The organism is Rhizobium sp. BK312, assembly GCF_014193605.1.
Classification (GTDB): Bacteria; Pseudomonadota; Alphaproteobacteria; order Rhizobiales; family Rhizobiaceae; genus Rhizobium.
The window spans coordinates 471,537-493,681 of sequence record NZ_JACHZP010000006.1 but is presented as its reverse complement, the minus strand read 5'-3'; the positions used below and the strand labels follow the sequence as shown (position 1 = coordinate 493,681).

General features: G+C 59.8%; 21 protein-coding genes. 4 read left to right on the top strand and 17 right to left on the bottom strand.

The annotated features are described in order from the left end of the window. The first annotated feature begins 576 nt into the window (after positions 1–576). Positions 577–2,517 carry a M23 family metallopeptidase gene (locus FHT85_RS19875; RefSeq protein WP_112412700.1) on the top strand — a complete coding sequence of 647 codons (1,941 nt, stop codon included), beginning with the start codon at positions 577–579 and terminating at the stop codon, positions 2,515–2,517. A gap of 99 nt (positions 2,518–2,616) precedes the next feature. Here the strand turns inward: FHT85_RS19875 and clpB are convergent, their stop codons facing one another. From clpB to FHT85_RS19840, 7 genes are all read right to left on the bottom strand, one after another. Beyond that, positions 2,617–5,217, bottom strand: coding sequence for an ATP-dependent chaperone ClpB (gene clpB / locus FHT85_RS19870; protein WP_112336481.1), 2,601 nt, complete (start codon positions 5,215–5,217; stop codon positions 2,617–2,619). Between the two features lie 316 nt (positions 5,218–5,533). Further along, on the bottom strand, positions 5,534–6,229 hold the full coding sequence (locus FHT85_RS19865; RefSeq protein WP_112412699.1) for a DUF4167 domain-containing protein: 696 nt from the start codon (positions 6,227–6,229) through the stop codon (positions 5,534–5,536). A 345-nt stretch (positions 6,230–6,574) separates the two neighbouring features. Beyond that, positions 6,575–7,450: a peptide chain release factor N(5)-glutamine methyltransferase gene (gene prmC / locus FHT85_RS19860; RefSeq protein WP_112412698.1), complete on the bottom strand. Its 876-nt coding sequence runs from the start codon at positions 7,448–7,450 to the stop codon at positions 6,575–6,577. Beyond that, positions 7,447–8,526 carry a peptide chain release factor 1 gene (prfA, locus tag FHT85_RS19855; protein WP_112412697.1) on the bottom strand — a complete coding sequence of 360 codons (1,080 nt, stop codon included), beginning with the start codon at positions 8,524–8,526 and terminating at the stop codon, positions 7,447–7,449. The genes prmC and prfA overlap by 4 nt, the downstream gene beginning before the upstream one ends. Positions 8,527–8,619: 93 nt before the next feature. Then, positions 8,620–10,887, bottom strand: coding sequence for a phosphoenolpyruvate--protein phosphotransferase (ptsP, locus tag FHT85_RS19850; protein WP_112336477.1), 2,268 nt, complete (start codon positions 10,885–10,887; stop codon positions 8,620–8,622). A 100-nt stretch (positions 10,888–10,987) separates the two neighbouring features. Continuing rightward, the gene (locus FHT85_RS19845; RefSeq protein ID WP_112336476.1) at positions 10,988–12,262 is read right to left on the bottom strand and encodes an aspartate kinase; all 1,275 of its coding nucleotides are present in this window, start codon (positions 12,260–12,262) and stop codon (positions 10,988–10,990) included. Positions 12,263–12,432: 170 nt separating this feature from the next. Beyond that, entirely contained in the window at positions 12,433–13,059 is a 627-nt protein-coding gene (locus tag FHT85_RS19840) for a hypothetical protein (protein WP_112412696.1), read from the bottom strand. Between the two features lie 265 nt (positions 13,060–13,324). Here FHT85_RS19840 and ubiG point away from each other — a divergent pair, with 265 nt between their 5' ends. After that, positions 13,325–14,077 carry a bifunctional 2-polyprenyl-6-hydroxyphenol methylase/3-demethylubiquinol 3-O-methyltransferase UbiG gene (gene ubiG, locus FHT85_RS19835; protein WP_112400581.1) on the top strand — a complete coding sequence of 251 codons (753 nt, stop codon included), beginning with the start codon at positions 13,325–13,327 and terminating at the stop codon, positions 14,075–14,077. A 13-nt stretch (positions 14,078–14,090) separates the two neighbouring features. Here ubiG and FHT85_RS19830 read toward each other — a convergent pair whose 3' ends face one another. From FHT85_RS19830 to FHT85_RS19810, 5 genes are all read right to left on the bottom strand, one after another. Further along, the gene (locus FHT85_RS19830) at positions 14,091–14,678 is read right to left on the bottom strand and encodes a DUF3291 domain-containing protein (protein ID WP_112412695.1); all 588 of its coding nucleotides are present in this window, start codon (positions 14,676–14,678) and stop codon (positions 14,091–14,093) included. Next, positions 14,678–15,106 carry a DUF1178 family protein gene (locus FHT85_RS19825; protein ID WP_112400579.1) on the bottom strand — a complete coding sequence of 143 codons (429 nt, stop codon included), beginning with the start codon at positions 15,104–15,106 and terminating at the stop codon, positions 14,678–14,680. Before FHT85_RS19825 ends, FHT85_RS19830 begins: the two co-directional genes overlap by 1 nt. Beyond that, positions 15,103–15,960, bottom strand: coding sequence for a carbon-nitrogen hydrolase family protein (locus FHT85_RS19820; protein WP_112412694.1), 858 nt, complete (start codon positions 15,958–15,960; stop codon positions 15,103–15,105). The genes FHT85_RS19825 and FHT85_RS19820 overlap by 4 nt, the downstream gene beginning before the upstream one ends. Positions 15,961–15,983: 23 nt before the next feature. Then, the gene (gene grxC / locus FHT85_RS19815; RefSeq protein ID WP_015341281.1) at positions 15,984–16,241 is read right to left on the bottom strand and encodes a glutaredoxin 3; all 258 of its coding nucleotides are present in this window, start codon (positions 16,239–16,241) and stop codon (positions 15,984–15,986) included. 142 nt (positions 16,242–16,383) lie between these two features. Further along, positions 16,384–17,160, bottom strand: coding sequence for a ComF family protein (locus FHT85_RS19810; protein ID WP_112400576.1), 777 nt, complete (start codon positions 17,158–17,160; stop codon positions 16,384–16,386). A gap of 118 nt (positions 17,161–17,278) precedes the next feature. Here FHT85_RS19810 and FHT85_RS19805 point away from each other — a divergent pair, with 118 nt between their 5' ends. After that, the gene (locus tag FHT85_RS19805; protein WP_112412693.1) at positions 17,279–18,163 is read left to right on the top strand and encodes a methyltransferase domain-containing protein; all 885 of its coding nucleotides are present in this window, start codon (positions 17,279–17,281) and stop codon (positions 18,161–18,163) included. A 20-nt stretch (positions 18,164–18,183) separates the two neighbouring features. On the opposite strand, the gene FHT85_RS19800 is transcribed toward FHT85_RS19805, so the two are convergent. Both FHT85_RS19800 and FHT85_RS19795 read right to left on the bottom strand, forming a co-directional pair. After that, positions 18,184–18,366, bottom strand: coding sequence for a Flp family type IVb pilin (locus FHT85_RS19800; RefSeq protein ID WP_112400574.1), 183 nt, complete (start codon positions 18,364–18,366; stop codon positions 18,184–18,186). A gap of 169 nt (positions 18,367–18,535) precedes the next feature. Next, positions 18,536–18,853, bottom strand: a complete 318-nt coding sequence (locus tag FHT85_RS19795; RefSeq protein WP_015341285.1) for a hypothetical protein — start codon at positions 18,851–18,853, stop codon at positions 18,536–18,538. A 384-nt stretch (positions 18,854–19,237) separates the two neighbouring features. Between FHT85_RS19795 and FHT85_RS19790 the strand changes: the two genes are divergently transcribed. After that, positions 19,238–19,564, top strand: a complete 327-nt coding sequence (locus FHT85_RS19790; protein ID WP_112412692.1) for a hypothetical protein — start codon at positions 19,238–19,240, stop codon at positions 19,562–19,564. Between the two features lie 54 nt (positions 19,565–19,618). On the opposite strand, the gene mutT is transcribed toward FHT85_RS19790, so the two are convergent. From mutT to argJ, 3 genes are read right to left on the bottom strand one after another with little or no spacing between them, the layout of a single operon-like run. Beyond that, positions 19,619–20,032, bottom strand: coding sequence for an 8-oxo-dGTP diphosphatase MutT (gene mutT, locus FHT85_RS19785; RefSeq protein WP_112336467.1), 414 nt, complete (start codon positions 20,030–20,032; stop codon positions 19,619–19,621). After that, complete coding sequence (locus tag FHT85_RS19780; protein ID WP_112412691.1) at positions 20,029–20,838, bottom strand: GNAT family N-acetyltransferase; 810 nt, start codon at positions 20,836–20,838, stop codon at positions 20,029–20,031. The genes mutT and FHT85_RS19780 overlap by 4 nt, the downstream gene beginning before the upstream one ends. After that, on the bottom strand, positions 20,819–22,060 hold the full coding sequence (gene argJ, locus FHT85_RS19775; protein WP_112412703.1) for a bifunctional glutamate N-acetyltransferase/amino-acid acetyltransferase ArgJ: 1,242 nt from the start codon (positions 22,058–22,060) through the stop codon (positions 20,819–20,821). Before argJ ends, FHT85_RS19780 begins: the two co-directional genes overlap by 20 nt. Positions 22,061–22,145: the final 85 nt, after the last annotated feature.

Here is a 22,145-nt window from a genome sequence, read left to right as displayed (position 1 = left end):
GAAATCTCTTCCGGTCCCGCAAGCTCCGCCGCCCACGTTTCTCTTTCTTCTCATCTTCAATTGTCAAATAACAGACCAGTCAAACCAGTCAAAAATAGAATTTCCATCAATCCCAGGCCTAGCCCAGAACCACCAATCAGCATCGCAGCCAATCCAGGAAACACTAGAGCGAAGGACTTCGTCGCCAGCAGCGCCGCCGCCCTCGTCAGTGATCGGGCTTATAGACCCTACCCATCGAAGTAGTCAACAGGCCTATTTTGAAAAAAATCAAAAAACACATAACTGTTTGATTCCTATGTAATTTTTATGAACGTCCCGATGGACGTCCCAAAAATCCCCCCAGAACACCTTTAGATATCCACCAGAGAGCATCCGACATGGCCGCAAAACGGTGGAACCGGCTCAAAAGCTTGCACCTCGGCACTAGAACCCAGTGCCACCGTTCTTGGCATTTATCAGAAACAGGGCACGGAATGGCTCAAAAAGCGGCTGGTTGATTTGACACTTCTGTCATAAATATGCACATCTTCGCCCCCAGCCTGCGGGCTCGCATGAAGGAAGCGGATCACGATCGGCATGATGACGGACAAGATGATGCTCCGATCCCTCGGCAACGAGCCGCCAATCCTGGCGGATGGCCGACGGGCACCGGATCGGCGCGAGGTCTCTCTCCGTTGGCTTTCCGGCACCTTTCTGACCGGTGTCACGTCAAGCATCCTTATGGGCGTAGCATTGTTTGCCGCACTCGACGGCCGGCAGCAGCTCGCAATCCCTGCGGAAGCCTATGCGACGGTCGATAATCATAATGCTGCCGATGATCAGGTCACGCGCGGCGGCCGACTGATTTCCACGGCGATCGCCTCGAAGCCTTCCGACCGCAATGTTCTTGAAGTGTCGACCGTTGTACGCGATGGCGACAAGGAAGTGGTGCGCCGCCAACCCTTCGCCCATGTGAAGATCGCCCTCGCCACCAACCGGATCGCCAGCGAGAGCTACCCGGCCTTCGATCCTTTGGCGATCTTTTCAACGGACGACAACATACCGCAGCCGGCCAACAAGACCGGTGCCATTTATGGATCAGACGTCGAATCCGAAGTCAGCCTGAAGACGATCGCCTTTCCTGCCAAGGACATTCCATTCCAGCTTGCCGGCTCCATGTCGCTTGATGAGGTCGAGGAGAATGTTCGTTCCAATGGCTCGGTGCTGGCCGACGGCAATGCCCAGCTTTCGGCGCTCTACTATGTCGACCCGCGCCGTTTCGCCAATGACGATTCCGACGTAGACCTGACAGCGGGCCTTGCAGCTCGCATCGTCGAAGAGAACATGTCCGTCTCAGCTCCGGAAGCGGTGACTGCGCAGACGGAAGAATTTGCCGACGATATTATTCCCGTCCGCGAGAACATGCCGATTGCCGCGGCACTAATAGGCGCCGGCTACCTCAAAGCCGACGCGAATGATGTCGCAACCAAGATCCAGCCGCTCTTCGGTTCGTCCGATGTCTCCGCCGGCGACGTGCTGCGCATCGGCATCCTGCAGAAAGGCGAGCAGGCAAAAATCATCCGCGCCAGCATCTATCGCGGCACGAAACATCTGCTGACCGTCGCGCAGAACGATCATGGCGACTTCGTTGCCGGCAGTGCCCCGCCAATGCTCGATGCCATCTCGACGGCTTTCGACAATGACGCACCCGCTCTGGCGGCCGGCCGTGACCTGCCGAGCGTCTATGACGGCATCTATCGCGCCGCCCTTTCCTACGGCATGACCAAGGAGATGGTGGCGCAGATCGTCAAGCTGCTCGCGAGCAATGTCGACTTTCAGGCACAGCTAAAGCCGACGGATTCGCTCGAAGCATTCTTCTCCGTCACTGACGACAAGGGGCAGGCGACGGCCGATTCCGAGCTGCTTTACGTCAACGCCCGTTTCGGCGATAACGTCACCCGTTTCTACCGCTTCGAGGACCTGACCGATCACTCGATCGACTACTTCGACGAGGCCGGCAAGAGCATCCGGCAATTCCTGCTGCGCAACCCTGTTCCCACCGGCGTCTTCAAATCCGGCTTCGGCATGCGCCGCCACCCGATCCTAGGCTTTGCCCGCATGCATACCGGCGTCGACTGGTCAGCGCCGCGGGGCACGCCAATCATCGCTGCCGGCAACGGCATCGTCGAAAAGGCCAGCTGGGATTCCGGCGGTTTCGGCAATCAGACCTTGATCCGGCATGCGAACGGCTACGTCTCCTCCTACAATCACCAGAGCGCCATCGCCAAGGGCGTCGTCCCCGGCGCGAAGGTCGTGCAGGGACAGGTGATCGGCTTCATCGGCTCGACAGGTCTCGCGACCGGTCCTCACCTGCACTATGAGCTGATCGTCAACGGTACGAAGGTCGATCCGTTGCGCATCCGCCTTCCCGGCGGCAAATCGCTTGAAGGCGATGCGCTCGCCAAATTCCAGGAAGAACGCAAGCGCATCGATACACTGCTAACCGACGAGAAGACGAAGCAGATCGCCAGCAAATAGCCCCAGCCGCTCAGCCATTTTAAATTGGGGCTGCGGCTGCGGCCGATGGCAAAATGGCGGCCCGAAGACCGCCATCCGCATTTATTCACATGCTATAGCTTAGGCCGCTTCGTTTACCGCCTGGCGCGGACGAAACAACAGCCGGTCAGAACCGCTGGTGACCTTGACGAGCGAACCATCCGGAATTTGACCCGAAAGGATCTGTTCGGCGAGCGGATCCTGCACGTATTTCTGGATCACCCGCTTCAGCGGCCTTGCACCATAGACCGGATCGTAACCCTTGTTGGCGAGCCAGTTGCGGGCATCATCATCGAGTTCGAGCGTGATCTTGCGTTCCGACAGCAGCTTCAGCAGCCGCTCGAGCTGAATGTCGACGATCGCGCCCATCTCATCGCGCTTCAGGCGATGGAACAGGATGATTTCGTCGATACGGTTCAGGAATTCCGGCCGGAAATGCGACCGGACGACTTCCATCACCTGCTCGCGCACCAGATCGCTGTCATCGCCATCTTTCAGCTGGGTCAGATATTCGGCGCCCAGATTGGAAGTCATGATGATCATCGTGTTACGGAAATCGACCGTGCGGCCCTGTCCGTCCGTCAACCGTCCGTCATCCAGAACCTGGAGCAGGATGTTGAAGACATCGGGATGCGCCTTTTCGATCTCGTCGAACAGCACGACCTGATAGGGCCGACGGCGGACGGCTTCGGTCAGCGCGCCGCCTTCCTCATAGCCGACATAGCCGGGAGGAGCACCGATCAGCCGGGCCACGGAGTGCTTCTCCATGTACTCGGACATGTCGATGCGCACCATCGCGGTGTCGTCGTCGAAGAGGAAGCGGGCAAGCGCCTTGGTCAGCTCCGTCTTGCCGACACCGGTCGGGCCAAGGAAGATGAACGAGCCGATCGGCCGGTTCGGATCCTGCAGGCCGGCGCGAGAGCGGCGAACGGCGCGAGAGACGGCCTGAACAGCATCGCCCTGGCCGACGACCCATTTTGCCAGCTCGTCTTCCATCCTGAGCAGCTTGTCGCGCTCGCCTTCCAGCATCTTGTCCACGGGGATCCCGGTCCAGCGGGAAACCACCTGAGCGATGTTGTCGGCGGTGACGACCTCCTGCACCATGGAATCACGGGCACTATCCTGCTCTTCCGCAGCGTGGAGTTCCTTCTCAAGATTGGGGATCACGCCATAGGCAAGCTCGCCTGCACGCTGGAACTCACCCTTGCGCTGGGCTATGGCAAGTTCGTTGCGGGCATCGTCGAGCTGCTTCTTCAGGTCGGCGGCAAGACCAAGCTTCTGCTTTTCGGCCTGCCAGCGCGCAGTCAGCGCATCGGCTTCCTCTTCCAGAGACGTAAGATCCGTTTCCAGCCGCTTCAGCCGGTCAGCCGAGGCCTGGTCTGTTTCCTTCTTCAACGCCTCGCGCTCGATCTTCAGCTGAATGATGCGGCGATCGAGTTCGTCGAGCTCTTCCGGCTTGGAATCCACCTGCATGCGCAGACGCGCTGCGGCTTCGTCCATCAGGTCGATGGCCTTATCCGGCAGGAAGCGGTCGGTGATGTAGCGGTTCGACAGAGTTGCGGCAGCCACCAGCGCGGCATCGGCGATGCGCACTTTGTGATGCTGTTCGTATTTTTCCTTCAAGCCGCGCAGGATCGAGATCGTGTCCTCGACCGTCGGCTCTTCGACCATGACGGGCTGGAAACGGCGGGCGAGCGCCGGATCCTTCTCGACATGCTTGCGGTACTCGTCGAGCGTGGTCGCGCCGACGCAATGCAGCTCGCCGCGTGCAAGCGCAGGCTTCAAGAGGTTCGAGGCATCCATCGCGCCATCAGCCTTGCCGGCACCGACCAACGTATGCATCTCGTCGATGAACAGGATGATCTCGCCGTTTTCGGACTGCACCTCGTTGAGCACGGCCTTCAGCCGCTCTTCGAATTCGCCGCGGAATTTCGCGCCGGCAATCAAGGCACCCATGTCGAGCGCCATCAGCTTCTTGTCCTTCAGCGATTCCGGCACGTCGCCATTGACGATGCGCAGCGCCAGACCTTCGACGATCGCCGTTTTGCCGACACCGGGCTCGCCGATCAGCACAGGATTGTTCTTCGTGCGGCGCGACAGGACCTGGATCGTGCGACGGATTTCGTCGTCACGGCCGATCACAGGGTCGAGCTTGCCTTCGCGGGCTTCGGCGGTGAGGTCGCGGGCATATTTCTTCAAGGAATCGAAGCCCTGCTCCGCATTGGCCGAGTCGGCCGTGCGGCCCTTGCGGATATCGTTGATGACCTGATTGAGGGCGACAGGTGTAACGCCGGCCTTCTTCAGGCTCGCCGAAGTGGAAGCCGAGGGTTCGATCGCCAAAGCCTGCAAGAGACGCTCGACAGTGACGAAACTGTCGCCAGCCTTCTTCGCGGCATCTTCCGCAGTGGTGAAAACCTTGGCGAGCGGCTGCGAGAGATAGACCTGGCCGTCGCCGCCCGAAACCTTCGGCAGCTTGGCAAGTGCGGCATCATTGGCAAGACGCGCAGCCTTGGCGTCACCGCCGGCGCGTTCGATCAACGAGGCGGCCATGCCCTGGTCGTCGTCCAGAAGCACCTTGAGAACATGCTCGGGGGTGAACTGCTGATTTCCCTGCGCAAGCGCATTGGTTTGAGCGGATTGCAGGAAACCGCGAACCCGTTCGGAGTATTTTTCGATATTCATATGAGACCTCCATGAATCGCTCTGCCCGGACCGGCACAGACCGATGATTGAGATTGAGCCCCCTCTAGAGGCAGGCCCCGCCTTTCCGCCATTGAGATTTGCGACAAGACAACTGAGGGGAATATGGGAGGATATTCGAAGAGTTTAAAGGGTCGCGGAATGGAAAAACCGGACGGAGTGGCTCCATTTGCTGCGGCAATCGAAGAAGCGCCGGTTGGTCCAGAAAGGGACTACCCGCCATATAAAAAGGAATGGCGGCTTTCGCCGCCATTCCTGCATTCTCGCTTTATTAACTCGTTCACTCCAGCGGAGCGACTTATTCCGAGGTAGCGTCCGCCAAAGCCGGAGCTTCGCTCGACCCGGCTTCACCCTGTTCATCGCCCTCGGCTGCAGCACTGCGGCGCGGCTGGCGGCGCGGACGATTGCCGCCTGCACTGCGACGGCGCGGCTGGCGCTCGGTGGCAGCGACCGCCGGAGTTTCCTCTTCGATCGCCACTTCGGCCGGAATGCCTTCGATCACCGGCTGCGGGCCGGTACCGTTGATGGCTTCGGGCTCACTGGCCGGAGCAGCAGCAACGGCTGGAGCAGCCTGCTGCTGGCGAACGTGAGGTTGAGCCATCTGCGGCTGATCGTCCATTTCCTGCGCATCCATATCATCGATGTCACGCTCGGCATTATCGCGGTCATTGTAGTTGTGATGATCGTCGCGCTGGTAGCGCTCCTGCATCTGCGCCTGCGCGCTGGCAATGATCCGATTGTAATGTTCGGCATGCTGCAGGTAATTTTCCGCCATGACGCGGTCGCCGGAGCTTTGAGCATCGCGAGCCAAGGCCGCGTACTTCTCGGCGATATGCTGTGCGGTTCCGCGGATTTTCACATCGGGACCAGAGCTGTCGTAAGTCCTGGTCAGCGGGTTCGAGCCCTTGCGGTTGAAATTGTTGTTGTTATTTCCGCCGCCGTTGTTGTTGTTACCACGCCCCCGACCGCGCTTGTTCTGCTGTCCTGGCCTCATAGATCCTTCACCTGAATTCTCTTCGTTGGGATAAAATTATACACGACACCTGCCGCCGCGGTTCGGACACTGCCAAACCAGGGCTTTCGTGCCGCAAGCAAACTGCGCTTTAGCGCCGGTCTGCCGCTCGACTACGTCAGATTAAACTGATCACGCATTGGGTTATCTTCAACCTTTGACACTCTTACCAGAGAGCGGTTCCCCGAGGCTGTCCAAGATAAGCGAATCGTCTCGCTCATTCCCAGCCGCCCAACGCGTGAGCGCAACCTATATTGCTTCCTCAGGAAATCCAAGCTTTTTCTTTGCGATAGCAACGGGTCTCACAAATCCGCTGAAAACGTCGCATTAATGTTGAAATTCAAACACAAGAACCCGGTCATTCTGCCCGTAGTCACGGACCGCCTCGACGAGGGAAAATCCTGCTCCTTCAAAAATTGAAGTCACCGTTTCACGCTGATCGTAGCCGATCTCCACACCTATCATACCGTCCGGATGCAGGAACCGAGCCGCGTCCTTCGCGATCGCCCTGTAAGCATCCAGCCCATCAAGGCCCCCGTCAAGGGCCGCGGGAGGATCGAAATCCTTTACTTCTGGAGCGAGAGTGGAAATGACATTGGACGCAATATAGGGCGGATTTGAGACAATCACATGAAAACATTCGTGGATGGCGTCAAACCAGCTTCCATGCGCGGTCATGAACCGCTCTGCCAGGCCATTTCGCTCAGCGTTCCCGCGAGCCGTTTCCAGCGCTTCGCTGGAAATATCGGAACCGACACCCGTCGCTTGCGGGCTTTCATGGAGCAGAGCCAAACAGATGGCCCCGGTACCCGTTCCAATGTCCAGCATATGGATATTGCCGATCTTGGATTCAAGACGCCTGATATGCGGCAGCATCGTATCGACGAGAATTTCCGTATCAGGCCGCGGCTCGAGCGTCGCTGGCGACAGCCGCAGGGAGAGACCATAAAACTCGCGTTCGCCGAGAATGCGATGGACCGGCTCATGATTGAGCCGCCGGGCAATCGCCGCCCGTACCGTCGCGGCATCATCCTCGGACACACGCTCGGAACCACGCGTCACCAGCCCGGTCGCGGAAAGGCGAAGAAGGCCGCCGACAAGAATACGGGCTTCCGTGGCGGGATCGTCGAGATCGGCCTCGGCAAAACGCGAGCGCACCTCCTGCAGGAGCCCGGATATGGTTGGCCCCTGCCCGCCGCTCATGCCTGTTCGCCGAGCTGGGCGAGCTGGCTCGCCTGATAATCCGCCAAAAGCGCATCGACCACCTCGTCGATCTCGCCTTCCATCATCCGGTCGAGCTTGTAGAGCGTGAGGTTGATGCGGTGATCGGTGACGCGCCCCTGCGGGAAATTATAGGTGCGGATGCGCTCGGAGCGATCGCCGGAGCCGACCTGGCTCTTGCGGTCGGCCGAACGCTCGCTGTCGGCGCGCTGGCGCTCCATATCAAAGAGGCGCGACCGCAGGACCTGCATGGCCTTGGCGCGGTTCTGGTGCTGCGACTTTTCCGAGCTCGTGACGACGATGCCGGAGGGAAGATGCGTGATGCGCACGGCCGAGTCCGTCGTGTTGACGTGCTGGCCGCCGGCGCCGGATGAGCGCATGGTGTCGATGCGGATATCCTCGGGCCGGATTTCGATATCGATCTCCTCGGCCTCCGGCAGAACGGCAACGGTCGCCGCCGAGGTGTGGATGCGCCCGCCCGCCTCAGTCTCCGGCACGCGCTGCACGCGATGGACGCCGGATTCGAACTTCAGCCGGGAAAACACACCCTTGCCGCTGATGGTGGCGATGATTTCCTTGAAACCACCGGCTTCGCCGTCACTCGCCGAAAGCACCTCCACCTTCCAGCCGTTGCTGGCGGCGAAACGCTCATACATCCGGAAAAGATCGCCGGCAAAAAGCGCCGCCTCAGAGCCGCCGGTGCCAGCGCGGATTTCCAGGATCGCGCTTTTCTCGTCGGCCGCGTCCTTCGGCAGAAGCTCGACCTGGATATCCCTTTCCAGCGCCTCGATTCGCTCCTTGACCTCGGGCAGCTCCATCTCGGCAAGATCGCGCATCTCGCGATCGACCGATTTGTCGGAGAGCATGGCCTCAAGATCAGCAGCCTCGGCTAGAGCGCGCTCATAATCGCGGATCTTGGTCACGACCGGCTGCAATTCGGAATATTCAGAAGCAAGCTTCACATAGACATCCGCGGCCGGACCGGCGGACATGCGCGCCTCGATTTCGCCGAAACGACGTTCCAACTCGCGCATTTTTTCAACGGGGAGCTTCGCCACCCTCTACTCCAATTCTTCTTATTATCTCTGCTTTGATGTTGTGATGCGCATGATCCTGCCTGCAAACCGCTTCGTGCTTTTCAGGATCGGACGCTAAAGCGGAATATTGTGGCTCTCGGCAAAGCGCACAAGGATATCCCGCATGGAACTCGTCGGCTGCCTGTCATCGAGTGCGGCCTCCATGACCTCGGACAAGGCCTTGAGGTCGAGCCCGAGCAGCATTGCCTTGACCGGACCGATCGAGGCCGGCGACATCGAAACCGAGCGGAAACCGATTCCGAGCAGGGCCATAGCGGAAATCGTCTTCCCCGCCAGTTCGCCGCAAAGCGTCACCGGCGTCTTGTTGCGTTCGCCAGCGCGCACAATATCGCGCAGGATACGCAGGAACGGCCGCTCGAGCGGATCGAAGCGATCCGAAACGCGGGCATTGCCGCGATCGACCGCCATCGAGAACTGGAACAGGTCGTTGGAGCCGACCGAGACGAAATCGACCTCCGCCATCAGCTCGTCCAGCTGCCACAGGAGCGCGGGCACCTCGAGCATTGCGCCGAACTGCAGCTTGCGCGGCAGGCTGTGCCCGAAGCGCGAGAGGTGCTGCACTTCCTTCTGCAGAAGTTCGCGCACGGCCCTGATCTCGGAGACTTCCGTGACCATCGGTACCATCATCTTCAATTCGTTGTCGGCCGCCGCCTTGAGCATGGCCCTGAGCTGCGTGCGCAATAGGCCGGGACGATCGAGCGAGAGGCGGATGGCACGCCAGCCGAGCGCCGGGTTCTCTTCCTCATGCGCGCGGAAATAAGGAACCACCTTGTCGCCGCCGATGTCGAGCGTGCGGAAGGTGACGACACGGCCGCCCGCCTGCTTCAGGACATTGCGATAGAAGGCTTCCTGCTCATCCGCCTTCGGCATGGTCGAGGCGATCATGAACTGCAGCTCGGTGCGGAACAGGCCGATACCCTCGGCCCCTGATTCCGCAAGCTGCGGCAGGTCCACCAGCAGGCCGGCATTCATCAGCAGCGAAATGCGTTGTCCGTCCTTGGTGACCGGCTCGACGGAGCGCAGAGCCCGGAACTGCTCCTGCCTGCGGGCACGAAACCGGACCTTCTCCTCATAGGAACGCTGATGATCGGCCATAGGCCGAAGGTGAACGTGGCCGCCATCGCCATCGATGATGACCGAATCGCCATTTTCCGCCAGCGCGACGATGCCTACCGCCTGTCCGACGACCGGAATGCCCATGGCGCGCGCCACGATGACGACATGGCTCGTGACCGCGCCCTCTTCCAGCACCAGGCCGCGAATATTGGCGCGCGGATAATCGAGCAGTTCCGCCGCACCCATCGCACGCGCAAAGATGACCGCGTCGTTCGGAAAGCCTTCAGCGCTGGTACGCCCGGAATGTCCGATGAGCTGCCGCAAAAGCCGGTTTGCCAGATCCTCGAAATCATGCATGCGTTCGCGCAGATAGGGATCGGTCAGGCGCATCATGCGCGCTTTGGTGTCGCTCTGCACCTTTTCGACGGCGGCTTCAGCGGTCAAGCCATTGCGGACCGCTTCCTCGAGCTTGCGCACCCAGCCCTGGTCGTGCGCGAACATGCGGTAGGTTTCAAGAACCTCGCGATGTTCGCCTTCCATGGAAACGTCGCGGCGCGAGAGCATGTCGTCGATCGAAATGCGCAGCGATCCCAGCGCTTCGGCGAGACGGCCGATTTCCTTGTCGGTATCCTCGTTCAGCAGGTTGGTGACGACGATACGCGGCTCGTGCAGCACGACATAGCCGAGGCCGATCCCTTCATTGTAGCTGTCGCCATCAATCGTGACGGAGCGTGTGAGGTCAAGCTCCAGACCCGGCTTGGTGATCTTCTTCAGCTCTCCGGTGGCGATCATCTCGGCCAGCACCATGGCCGTCGTTTCGAGCGCCTCCAGCTCTTCCTCGCGGTAGGTGCGGCTCGCCTTGTTCTGGACGACGAGAACGCCGAGCGACCGGCCGGTGCGCAGGATCGGCACGCCGAGGAAGGAGTGATAAATCTCTTCGCCGGTTTCCGGCAGGTAGCGGTAAGCCGGATGCGATTGCGCGTCCGAAAGATTGAGCGGCTGGGCGGAAGCCGCAATCGTGCCGACGAGGCCCTGCCCCATCTTCAATTGCGAAAGGTGTACGGCCTCTTTATTCAGACCCTCGGTGGCATAAAGCTCAAGGACTCCGTCGGCACGCAGCACGTACACCGAGCACACCTCGGCGACCATGTTGCTGGCAATCTGGCGGACGATCCGGTCAAGGCGCTCCTGCGGCTCCAGCGGCTCCGCCATCAATTCGCGTAGCCGCTTGAGCAGAACGCGTGGACCGCCGGATAGGTCTCTCATTGCGCCACTAGCTCCCGAATCAAGATGTCATGCTCGTCTTGCCCACGTCAGGGCCGGCCGAAACTCGCCTCCGTCACGGTCCGTCGTCAGCAGTCGTGACTCAACTCTTATCCAGACCGTAGCAGGAATGCAAAGTCCTGACTGCGAGTTCTGCATAAGGACCGTCGATCAGGATGGAAATCTTGATTTCTGACGTCGTAATAGCCTTGATGTTGATGCCTTTTTCGGCAAGTGCCCTGAAAGCGGTCGCGGCCACGCCTGCATGCGAGCGCATACCGATACCGATCACAGAAACCTTGACCAGACCTGATTCGTTCTGAATCACGTCATAGCCGATCTTTTCCTTGTTCTCGCCAAGGACGCGCAGCGCCTTCTCGACATCGCCGGACGGAACCGTGAAGGTCATGTCGGTTTTCGAACCGTCCTCGGAAATGTTCTGGACGATCATGTCGACATTGATGTGGTTTTCGGCCAGCGGCCCGAAGATCGCGGCGGAAACACCCGGCCGGTCGGCAAGACGGCGCAGCGAGATCTGGGCCTCATCCTTGGCATAGGCAATGCCGGTGACTACTTCCTGTTCCACGATTTCTTCCTCGTCACAAATCAGCGTTCCGGGCGGGTTAAGCAGATCGCCCATGCCCGGAGCATCGGGATCCTCGAAAGAAGAGCGCACGAAGGTGCGAACCTTGAACACCATGGCGAGCTCGACCGAGCGCACCTGCAGCACCTTAGCGCCGAGAGAGGCCATTTCGAGCATTTCCTCGAAGGCGATCTTCTTCAGGCGACGTGCCTTGGGCTCGATGCGCGGATCGGTCGTATAAACGCCATCGACGTCGGTATAGATATCGCAGCGGTCGGCCTTCACGGCGGCGGCGATCGCAACGGCCGAGGTATCGGAACCGCCACGGCCGAGCGTCGAGAGGCGGTTGTCGGGGCCGAGCCCCTGAAAGCCGGCGATGACGGCGACCTGGCCCTCACCCATGCGGCGGATTATGTCCTCGCCCTCGATCTCGAGAATGCGGGCCGCGCCATGGGCGTTGTCGGTGCGGATCGGGATCTGCCAGCCCTGCCACGAGCGGGCGTTGATCCCCATGGCCTGCAGCGCAATCGCCAGAAGGCCTGATGTGACCTGCTCGCCCGAAGCCACGACGGCATCATATTCGCGCGCATCGTAGATCGAGTGGTTGGCGCCGGAGACTTTCGGCATGTTCTGGACCCAGCCGACCAGTTCGTTGGTCTTGCCGGACATGGCGGAAACGACGACTGCCACTTCGTGACCGGCATCAACCTCGCGTTTCACATGGCGTGCGACATTCTTGATACGGTCCAGATCCGCGACGGAGGTCCCGCCGAATTTCATCACGATGCGTGCCATGTGCCTCTACCAGTACCCTGCGCCGGGCGGCTGAACGCGATAAGCCCGACATGCAAAATCGCCCTCCCGGTTCGGTAGCCGGAAAAGCGTGATCTCAATGGGGCCGTCTCTTAGCGAGTTTGTCGGGCAGGTGCAATAGCGCTGGATACCCCAGCAGTCAAAAGCTTACTCTAAAAATCAACTTTTAAGGTCGACCAGAGCTTGTCGAGAATGCCCTCTTCCCTGGGTAGGTTTTCCCTGTTGAGGAATGTGGCGACAAGCACACCGCCTTCCGGCCGGCCGGTCGCGACGATCTCATACTCCATGACGTCGTCGTCCGTGGTCGTCTCCGCCTTGATACCCTTCAATACGGTACCGCTCAGCAATGTGCGCTGGGTTGGCCGCTTGCTGATCTTCGCGCCGCCATTGAGGCTCTCCTGCACCATCTGCTGCAGGACGACATCGGTATAACTGGAAGGGTTGAGACCCTTATAGACCTGCACGATGATGCCGGTGCCGATCGGCGTCATCAGCGCATATTGCTGCACGCCGTCTCCGAGATCCGTCTTTGCGACCGTGAATTTGCCATCATGATCGAAGGAGAATTTGCCGCCCGTAAACGTGACCGTTTCGCTGCGCTGCAGCTCTACAGGCACCTTGCTGCCGTCCTTCATGGTGACTTCGAGCGTATCGCCGGGATTGATGCCGACGCTAATGCCGTCGATCGTCAGGCGAAACCCCTTGCCGTCCCCGGCATTTGCATGGTTGGCCGCAAGCCAGCCCATGGCGATGGCCGTCGCGAGACGGAGTGGTCTCATGAGGAACTCCTCTACAAGCCGGTTGATCGCAATCGATCCCGGTCCCGAAAGTCCATTTCACAGCCCCGGGGATTGATCGGCCATAAGATACCTCCATGTCAACCTTCGCATCGCAATTCGCGCCTCCTGATCGGGATAGCCCACAGCTGATCGAAGGTCGCGGGCCCTTGACATCGCGCATCGATCGTCCGACTTCACCCTACGGGATAGAATTATTGCGTGCGGTCGTCCGAACCTTCGAACGACGCAAATCACGGAGCAAGCCATGAACGAAACGGCAAAGAGCACGATCGACCAGAGCGAAGTGGACCGTTTCTCCGCCATGGCGGCCGAGTGGTGGAGCCCCACCGGCAAGTTCAAGCCGCTGCACAAGTTCAATCCTGTGCGCCTTGCCTATATCCGCGACCGCGCCTGCGAGAATTTCGACCGCGACCCGAAGAGCAGCAGGCCGCTTGAGGGTCTGCGCGTGCTCGACATTGGCTGCGGCGGCGGCCTTCTGTCGGAGCCGGTAGCGCGCATGGGCGCCACCGTCATCGGCGCCGACCCTTCCGAAAAGAACATCGGCATCGCCTCGACGCACGCAAAAGCCTCCGGCGTTCCCGTCGACTACCGCGCCGTCACGGCCGAGCAGCTGGCCGAAGCCGGCGAAACCTTCGATATCGTGCTGAACATGGAAGTGGTGGAGCATGTCGCCGACGTCGAATTCTTCCTGTCGACCTGCGCGAAAATGGTGCGCCCCGGCGGCCTGATGTTCGTTGCGACCATCAACCGTACCATGAAGGCGGCGGCACTTGCCATCTTTGCGGCGGAAAACGTGCTGAGATGGCTGCCGCGCGGCACCCATCAATACGAAAAGCTCGTACGTCCGGAGGAGATCGAAAAGCCGCTTGCCGCAAGCGGCCTCGAGATCACCGCTCGCACGGGCGTATTCTATTCGCCGCTGCAGGACCGCTGGAACCTATCGAAAGATATGGACGTCAACTATATGCTGTTGGCGAAGCGAGCGAACCTGAGCTGATCACGCATCTGCCTCAGATCTTCAGTGTCAGCACATGCGCCAGTAACTCGCCCTGCGTGGCAGCGTTGAGCGCAACGATTTCCTTGATACGAGAACGGTCGATCTCAAGTGGCTGACCATCGGATCCATAGAGCTGTTTGAATGAGAACGCCCTTGGGCCTGCGCCATAATCGTGAAGGTGTTCGAGGCGCTCTACCCCATCCTGCCACCGCGGTACGGTTCCAGCTTCCACCCACCAAAGGACAAGCGGCGGCCAGCTCTGCCTGACATTCCAGTGCCGACCATGTTTCAGGGCGTCGGCATGCACGCCACTATAGGTGAATGCCATAAGCGATTCGATATCGGCCCAAAGCGATAGGGATGATGGTGCGGTCTGAAAGCCGCTGCCCTCGATGAAACGCGGAAAGACCTGCTCGCCCCAACAGGCCGTACCGGGCTCGCCGGCATAGCCAGAGCGGCCAATGAAACCGTGAGCACGGGCCGCCGCCTCGAAATTCGCCGCCTCGCGCAGGCGAAACCCCTCGACGGCAGGGCTTTCATAGGCCTCGACATGCAGCCCGAAATTATGCACGGCGAGATGTTGGCTGCCGGCGACCGGCATCAGTTGATATCGTCGGGCAGCACAGGAATGGCGGCGATCTCGATGCCTTCCTCGACGAGTGCCTGTGCCTCGTCCGGCGTCGCCTTGCCGATGATCCCGCGCGCATCTGCTTCGCCGTAATGGATCTTACGGGCCTCCTCCGGGAATTTCGTGCCGACATCCTCGGCATTGGCCTTGATGGCGTCGACCGCTTCCTTGAGTTTCACCAAGGCCTGCTTGCGCGCTGCGTCCATCGCGAGCGTCTGCAACTCATCCTTCTTGCGCGCCGTCGAAACCGAAGGCGCCATCAGGAGCTTGGAGATCGCACCCGAATTGCAGACAGGACAGGTGAGGAAACCGCTTGCGACCTGGCGATCGAAATCGGCGCTTTCGGAAAACCAGCCCTCGAACTCATGGGCATTGTCACAGGTAAGCGAATAACGGATCAAGCAGCGACGCCTCCAGCCGCCGGCGTCGCGATCTTTTCCAGCGAAAATTCACGCGCATTCTTCAGGTTCGGTATCTTGTCATGAGCTGATTTGACGGCAGCAGTGTCAATCTCGGCGATGACGACGGCTTCGCCCGTACCGCCGGCGGATGCCAGCACCTTGCCCCAGGGATCGATAATCATCGAATGGCCGAAGGTCTCGCGGCCGTCCTCATGCCTGCCGGCCTGGGCGGCGGCGATGACGAACATGCCGTTTTCGATGGCGCGGGCGCGCAGCAGGATTTCCCAATGCGCTTCGCCGGTCTGCTTCGTGAAGGCGGCGGGCACCGTCATCACCTCGGCGCCGGCAACAGCCTGGGCGCGGAAGAGCTGCGGAAAGCGTACGTCGTAGCAGATGGAAAAGCCGAGTTGAGCAAACGGCAGCGACGCGATGCGCGCCTCCGATCCCGGCCGGTAGACAGCGCTTTCGCGCCAGCTCTCGCCATTGTCGAGATCCACATCGAACATATGGATCTTGTCGTAGCGATTGATGAGCTTGCCGTCAGGACCGAAGAGGAAGCCGCGATTGGCAATCTTGCCGTCATCGAGCGCAATGGCCGTCGAGCCGATGTGAAGATGGATGCCGAGTTCCTTCGCCAGTTCGGAGGCCGTCTTGACGATGATATCGTTCGGCTCGTCCCGCAGCACGGCGCGCAGCCCCGGGCGATCCTTCTGCACCGCGCCGGTCATCTCCGGCGTCTGCACGTAGATCGCCCCCTGCGTAGCGGCATCCCGCACTAAACGGGCCATATCAGCCGCGTTCTTCACCGGATCGACGCCGGAACACATCTGGATGGCAGCGGCCTTGAAGCTCATCGGTCTCTCCTCGTCAATATGGATCAGGCAGCCAGCATCGGATCGAGCTTGCCGGCCCGGTCGAGCGCATGGATGTCGTCGCAGCCACCGACATGCTCGCCATTGATGAAGATCTGCGGGAAGGTCGAAGCGCCATTCGCCTTGGCGATCATCTCCTGCCGCATCTCGGGCGAATAGGTGGCGTTGTGCTCGACATAATCGACGCCTTTGGATTCGAGCAGGGATTTCGCGCGGGCGCAATAGCCGCAGAATTCACGCGTATAGATAACGACGGATGCCATGATCCACTCCGGAAAAGCCTAGATTTAGAGCATGATACCGAAAAGTGTCTGCGGTTTTCGGACGACATCATGCTTTACTTATTTGATTCTAGAGCGGATTCAGATTTTTGGTCGTTTCGACCTAAATCATCCGCCTCTAGTGTCATATAAGATGGCCGACGACCCTTGCAAAGGTCAAAACAGTGACATCGACAGCACCTGCTTTCTTCAGCGCGCGCGTGGCCGCGGCAACCGTGGCGCCGGTCGTATAAACGTCGTCGACGAGAACGATGCGCCGCCCGAATATATCGGCGGCCCGATGCTCGGAAACGGCGAAAGCGCCGCGCACATTATCCTGTCGCGCCTTGGCCCCGAGACCGACCTGCTGGCTCGTGCGCTTGACGCGCAAAAGCGTTGCGGCAAACAACGGCTTGCCTGAAAGACGGGCGATATGGCGAGCGAGTTCGGCCGCCTGATTATATTTACGTGCAAACAGCCGCGCGCGGTGCAGAGGCACCGGAATGATCGCATCGCAATCCGCAATCGTGCCATCGCTGGCGCGCAGCATCCAGCCGGCCATCATCGGCGCGAGATCGGTGCGATCGCGATATTTCAGGCTGAGAACGAGATCCCGCACGATACCGTCATGGACGGCAGCGGAACGCAACCGGTCGAAGACGGGTGGATCGGCGATCGCCTCAGCGCTTAGAATGCCGGCACCGAGATCATGGGAAAACGGACTGCCGAGGACTTCACAATAAGGTCGCTCGATAAAGCGAATACCGGACCAGCATGCGGGGCAAAGACCACGATGCGCGCCGACCGAAACCCCACAGCCCGGACATGCGGGCGGATAGACCAAATCCGCAAGCGCCACGAAGGGCCTTTTCAGCCCGGCGCCCAGCATCGATAAGGTGATTTCGCGTCCCATCATCCCCATATGATTGAGACTAGCAATTCCAGGAAAAGTGTATAGCGGTTTTCCGTCCGGAATTGCGCAAGAGAAACGCGTGTGCCCGGCATGCCCAGCCGAATTGATGATAGTGCAGGAAACCACCATGGAAATCGTATTCGACCAATCGCTGCTTTCGGCCCGCAAACGCCGGGCGCTAAAACAAGGTGATACGAAAGCGGCTTTCCTGCTCGATATCGCCGCCAGCGAACTGGCGGAACGGCTTGCCGTGACCGAACGCCATTTCGACGACGCGGTCGAGCTGCATGGCGCGACAGGCATTGCCGCGCGCCTCGCTCTGGCGACAGGCAAGATCGGCCGTTTGAAAAGGATAGAAAGCGAGAAGGATTTTGCCGCTCCTGGCGAGACCATCATCGAGGCGCCGCCGGAGGAGCTGCCGCTCGCGCCGGAATCGGTCAACCTCGTGCTTTCCCCGCTCAGCCTGCATGTCACCAACGACACGCCCGGCGTCTTCATCCAAATCCGCCGCGCACTGAAGGCCGACGGTCTTTTTCTGGCGGCGATCCCCGGCTCCGGAACCCTGCAGGAATTGCGCGACGTGCTGCTCGCGACCGAAATAGAGCTGACGGGCGGCGCAAGCCCCCGTGTCATCCCCTTTGCCGATGTCCGCGATGTCGGCGGTCTCCTTCAGCGTGCCGGCTTTACACTGCCCGTCATCGACGCCGAAAACTACACCGTGCGCTACGACAATCTGTTTGCCTTGATGCGCGATCTGCGCGCCATGGGCATGACCAATCCGCTGGTCGATCGCAGCCGCAAGCCGCTGACGCGTGCCTTCTTTCTGCGTGCGGCCGAGCTCTATGCCGAGCGCTATTCCGATCCGGACGGGCGGATCAGGGCGACATTCTCGATTATCTACGTCTCAGGATGGACGCCGCACGAAAGCCAGCAGAAGCCACTGCGACCGGGTTCCGCCAAGGCGCGCTTGGCGGATGCGCTCAAGGTTGAAGAGCACAAGCTCAAACAATAGCCAAAGATTTGCCGGCCGCGTCAGTTCTGGGACGCTGCCGAATTCTGCATCGTATCGGACAGAAGATTGAATGTGTTTGAAAGGCTGCCGCCGAAGGCGCCGACCCCGCTGATGATTGCGGCCGACATCAAGGCAGCAATGAGACCGTATTCAATGACCGTGGCACCGGTCTTATCGGTGAAAATACGCCGAACGGAACGCATAAGCTCGAAGCTCCCAGCATTGGACAACTGAAGAATCCGATGCTCGTCATGGCATCCGGCAGGCTATGCTCATGCACTATAGCATTTCCGCTTTTCTTCGATGCGCGAAAACGCTCTATTTTTTCGCATTCCGGACTGAAAACCGCTGCGCACTTTTCCTGGAAATGCGCTATTGGCAGCCGGTATCGGCACCATAACCCTGGACGATGCAGACCGAACCCGGTTCCTGCTGCAAAACGCTGCGGCGGATCGTGTACCGCTTGCCATTTTCCGTCTGCGGGATCGAACCCGTAGCAATATTGTCGATATCCGGCGCGCTAGCAAGCACGCGCGACTTGGATTTGTCAGAGAGCATCGGAGTCAGAATAAGCGAAAGCGCGACCGCCGCCGTACCGAACAGCAAAGCGATATTCAACGCGCCCGTTCTGCGCGACGTGGAATAGGACTGCTCTTTTTCCTGAACAGCTTTCCAGAAATCGTCGTCCATTATGTCAAGCCTTCTCTAACGCACCCAACAACCGCTTGATTGAGAGAATTGAATGCCAGAAGGTCATAAACGATCCCTTAATATCCACATGCAAATTAATGAGACGTAAAATTCCGGGACAATGGTCGAATCAGGCTATAGATCTGATTTTAAATGGCTAATTTTCGTTAACCATAAATTCGATGCACCGCCTTAACGCATTCCAAACCGTCTCTGCGTAAACGCGAAAGAGATCCGCCCCGCTACGGGACATCAAATTCGCCGCGCAGACGCACGTATTGCAAGAATATTTACTCGATACTCCAAATAATAGAAATTGACACTTGCGCGCGATGATATATCACCAAGTCATCCTTTATTATCTTGGGTTGCAGGAATTTACACATGGCAGGTTTGCTCAAGGCGGTTGGCGGTTTGGTGATTGGTATTGCGATCCTGTTCGGGATTGCGATTTTGTTTATGGGAAGTGCAGCCGGCGTCGCAGCAGGGCTGATAGCCGCCCTTTCCTACGCCTTTAGCGGCGCCGTGATTTTTGCCTTTGGACTGATGCTCGAACATCTGGAGGCAATTCGCCGCGAATGCGACAGGCAATCTGACATGCTGAGGGATTTGCTCCGCAAAATGCCGAAGACGGATGCGTCCCCTAGAGAGCCCGGCGCCTCCAATCTCGATCAGCTTGCAAAATCAACTTTCAAATTCAGAGATATCTAGACACCGCGCGAGACCGCCCCACGGCGGCGGCGCCTCAGCCCTTGCTACAAAAAGCTAAAGCAGATCCTGCAGGAATGGGATCAGCGGCTCGTCGGCCGGCGGCATGGGATAATCACGCAGAGCTTGCGGCCGCACCCATTTGATCGCCTGCCCTTCCCGGCCATGCGGAATGCCCTCATAGCGCCGGCAGATGTAAAGCGGCATCAGCAGATGAAAGGTTTCATAGGTGTGGCTGGCAAAAGTCAGCGGCGCAAGGCAGGCAATCTTCGTCTGGATACCGAGCTCTTCCTGAAGCTCGCGCACTAAGGTTTCCTCTGGCGTCTCGCCAACTTCCACCTTGCCGCCGGGAAACTCCCAGAGGCCGGCGAGCGATTTTCCCTCGGGACGTTGCGCCAGCAGGATGCGACCATCAGCATCGATGAGCGCGCAGGCGGCGACGAGAACGATTTTGCGGCCAGCGTCGCTCATGCAGCCCCCGGCGGTTGCCAGTAGCAGTAGCGATAGGCCTCGCGGAAGCCGAAACGGACATAGAGCGCCAGCGCCGGCGCATTGTCGGCGCCGACCTGAAGCCAGGCGGTCTTCGCGCTACGCATGCGTGCCCAGCGAAGTGCCGAAGTCAGGATCTCGGCTCCAAGGCCCTTGCGCCGATGCTGCGGCGAGACGGCAACCGACATGACGCCGGCAAGATCATTGTCCTGCACGCAGAGCGTTGTCGCTACCGGCCCGGCATCGTCATTTTCGATGACAAAGAGGCCCGATGGCGGCTTGATGCCGCTCACCACCTCGGCCAATGCCGGCTTCAAAGCCGGATCAGCCTCATCAACGATGAGGCTCGCATCGACAAAGCGGCCGACATCGTGGCTCGGCAGATGATCCAGCATGTCAGGCAATTCAAGATCGACAAGATCGGCGGTCATGACGATCGTCTCGTCGAAGCACGTCCAACCGCGCTCCCGCAGCAGATCGATGAGCTTCGGCGAGGCGAGCGGCGTCTCGCGCACGATCATTGGCCTGCCATAGGCCTCGAACTTGCGCTGCGCTTTTGCCAGCCGGATTTCGAGATCGCGATGATCGGAGGGATCGAGTGGCACGACCGAATTCAGCCGCTTAGACGGATGCCCCGCCGTCAGCCGGATCTGCCAGCTGCCATCATATTGCACCGACGAGGCAGGCCAGGCCCGGAAGCCGACGGCTTCGAGCCTGCGCACCAGCGGCAGTTTGTTTATCGTGGACTGCGCATGCATCAGCGAGGTATCAGCTCCGGTAGTCGCCATTGATGGCAACATATTCCTTGGTGAGGTCGCAGGTCCAGACCGTTGCGCGGCCATTGCCGAGGCCGAGATCGACCTTCACGGGAATATCCTGCTGCTTCATGACATTCGAGGCGGCGTCTTCCGAATAGGAAGCGTCACGCTCGCCGTTGACGGCAACGCGGACATCGCCGAACCAGATGGCGAGCTTGTCGCGATCCGCCATCTCGCCGGCCTTGCCGACCGCCATGACGACACGACCCCAGTTGGCGTCTTCGCCGGCAGCTGCGGTCTTGACCAGCGGCGAATTGGCGATCGAAAGCGCGATGCGCTTAGCAGCCGCGTCATTTTCGGCGCCGGTCACGGTGATTTCGAGCATCTTGGTCGCGCCTTCGCCATCACGCACGACCTGGATGGCTAGATCCTTCAGCAGCTCGTTAAGTGCCGCCTTGAAACCCGCAAGCTTCGGATCGTCGGCGCGGTCGATATGCGCCTGACCGTCAGCCGCGGCAGCGCCGGTGGCAAACAGCATCAACGTATCCGAGGTCGACGTGTCGCTATCGACCGTCATCGAATTGAAGCTCGGGCCGACGCCCTCGGACAGCAGCGTCTGCAATGCGGCAGAAGAAATATCGGCATCGGTGACCACGAAGGAGAGCATCGTCGCCATGTCGGGCGCAATCATGCCGGCGCCCTTGGCAATACCGTTGATGGTGACCTTGACGCCGCCGATCTCGGCGGTACGGGTCGCGACCTTCGGATAGGTGTCCGTGGTCATAATCGCCTTGGCGGCTTCGAACCAGAAATCGCTTGTTGCATCCTTCGCCATCGTGTCGAGCACGCCGGCAAACTTGGTGGCGTCAAGCGGCTCGCCGATGACGCCGGTAGAGGCAAGATAGACTTCGTTTTCACCGCAGCCGACGGCGGCCGCCGCGGACTTGGCGGTCAGTTCCGTCGCCTGGCGTCCCTTCAGCCCGGTGAAGGCATTGGCATTGCCGGAATTGACGACGACGGCGCGGGCACTGCCGTGGGCCAGGTTCCTACGGCAGAAATCGACCGGAGCCGAAGGGCACTTCGAACGCGTAAAGACACCGGCAACGGCGGCCGGCTTGTCGAAGACCATCAGCAGGACATCGGTCCGGTTCTTGTACTTGATGCCGGCGGACGCCGTGGTCATGCGCACGCCGCGAAGGGCGGGCATGGCGGTGAAGGTTTTGGGAGCAAGCGGAGAGACGGAACCGGACATGAGAGCCACCTGGACGAGCATGATGCCGAAAAGTGTAGGCGGTTTTCGGATTACATCATGCTCTGCTTTTTAATTCTGGAGCGGA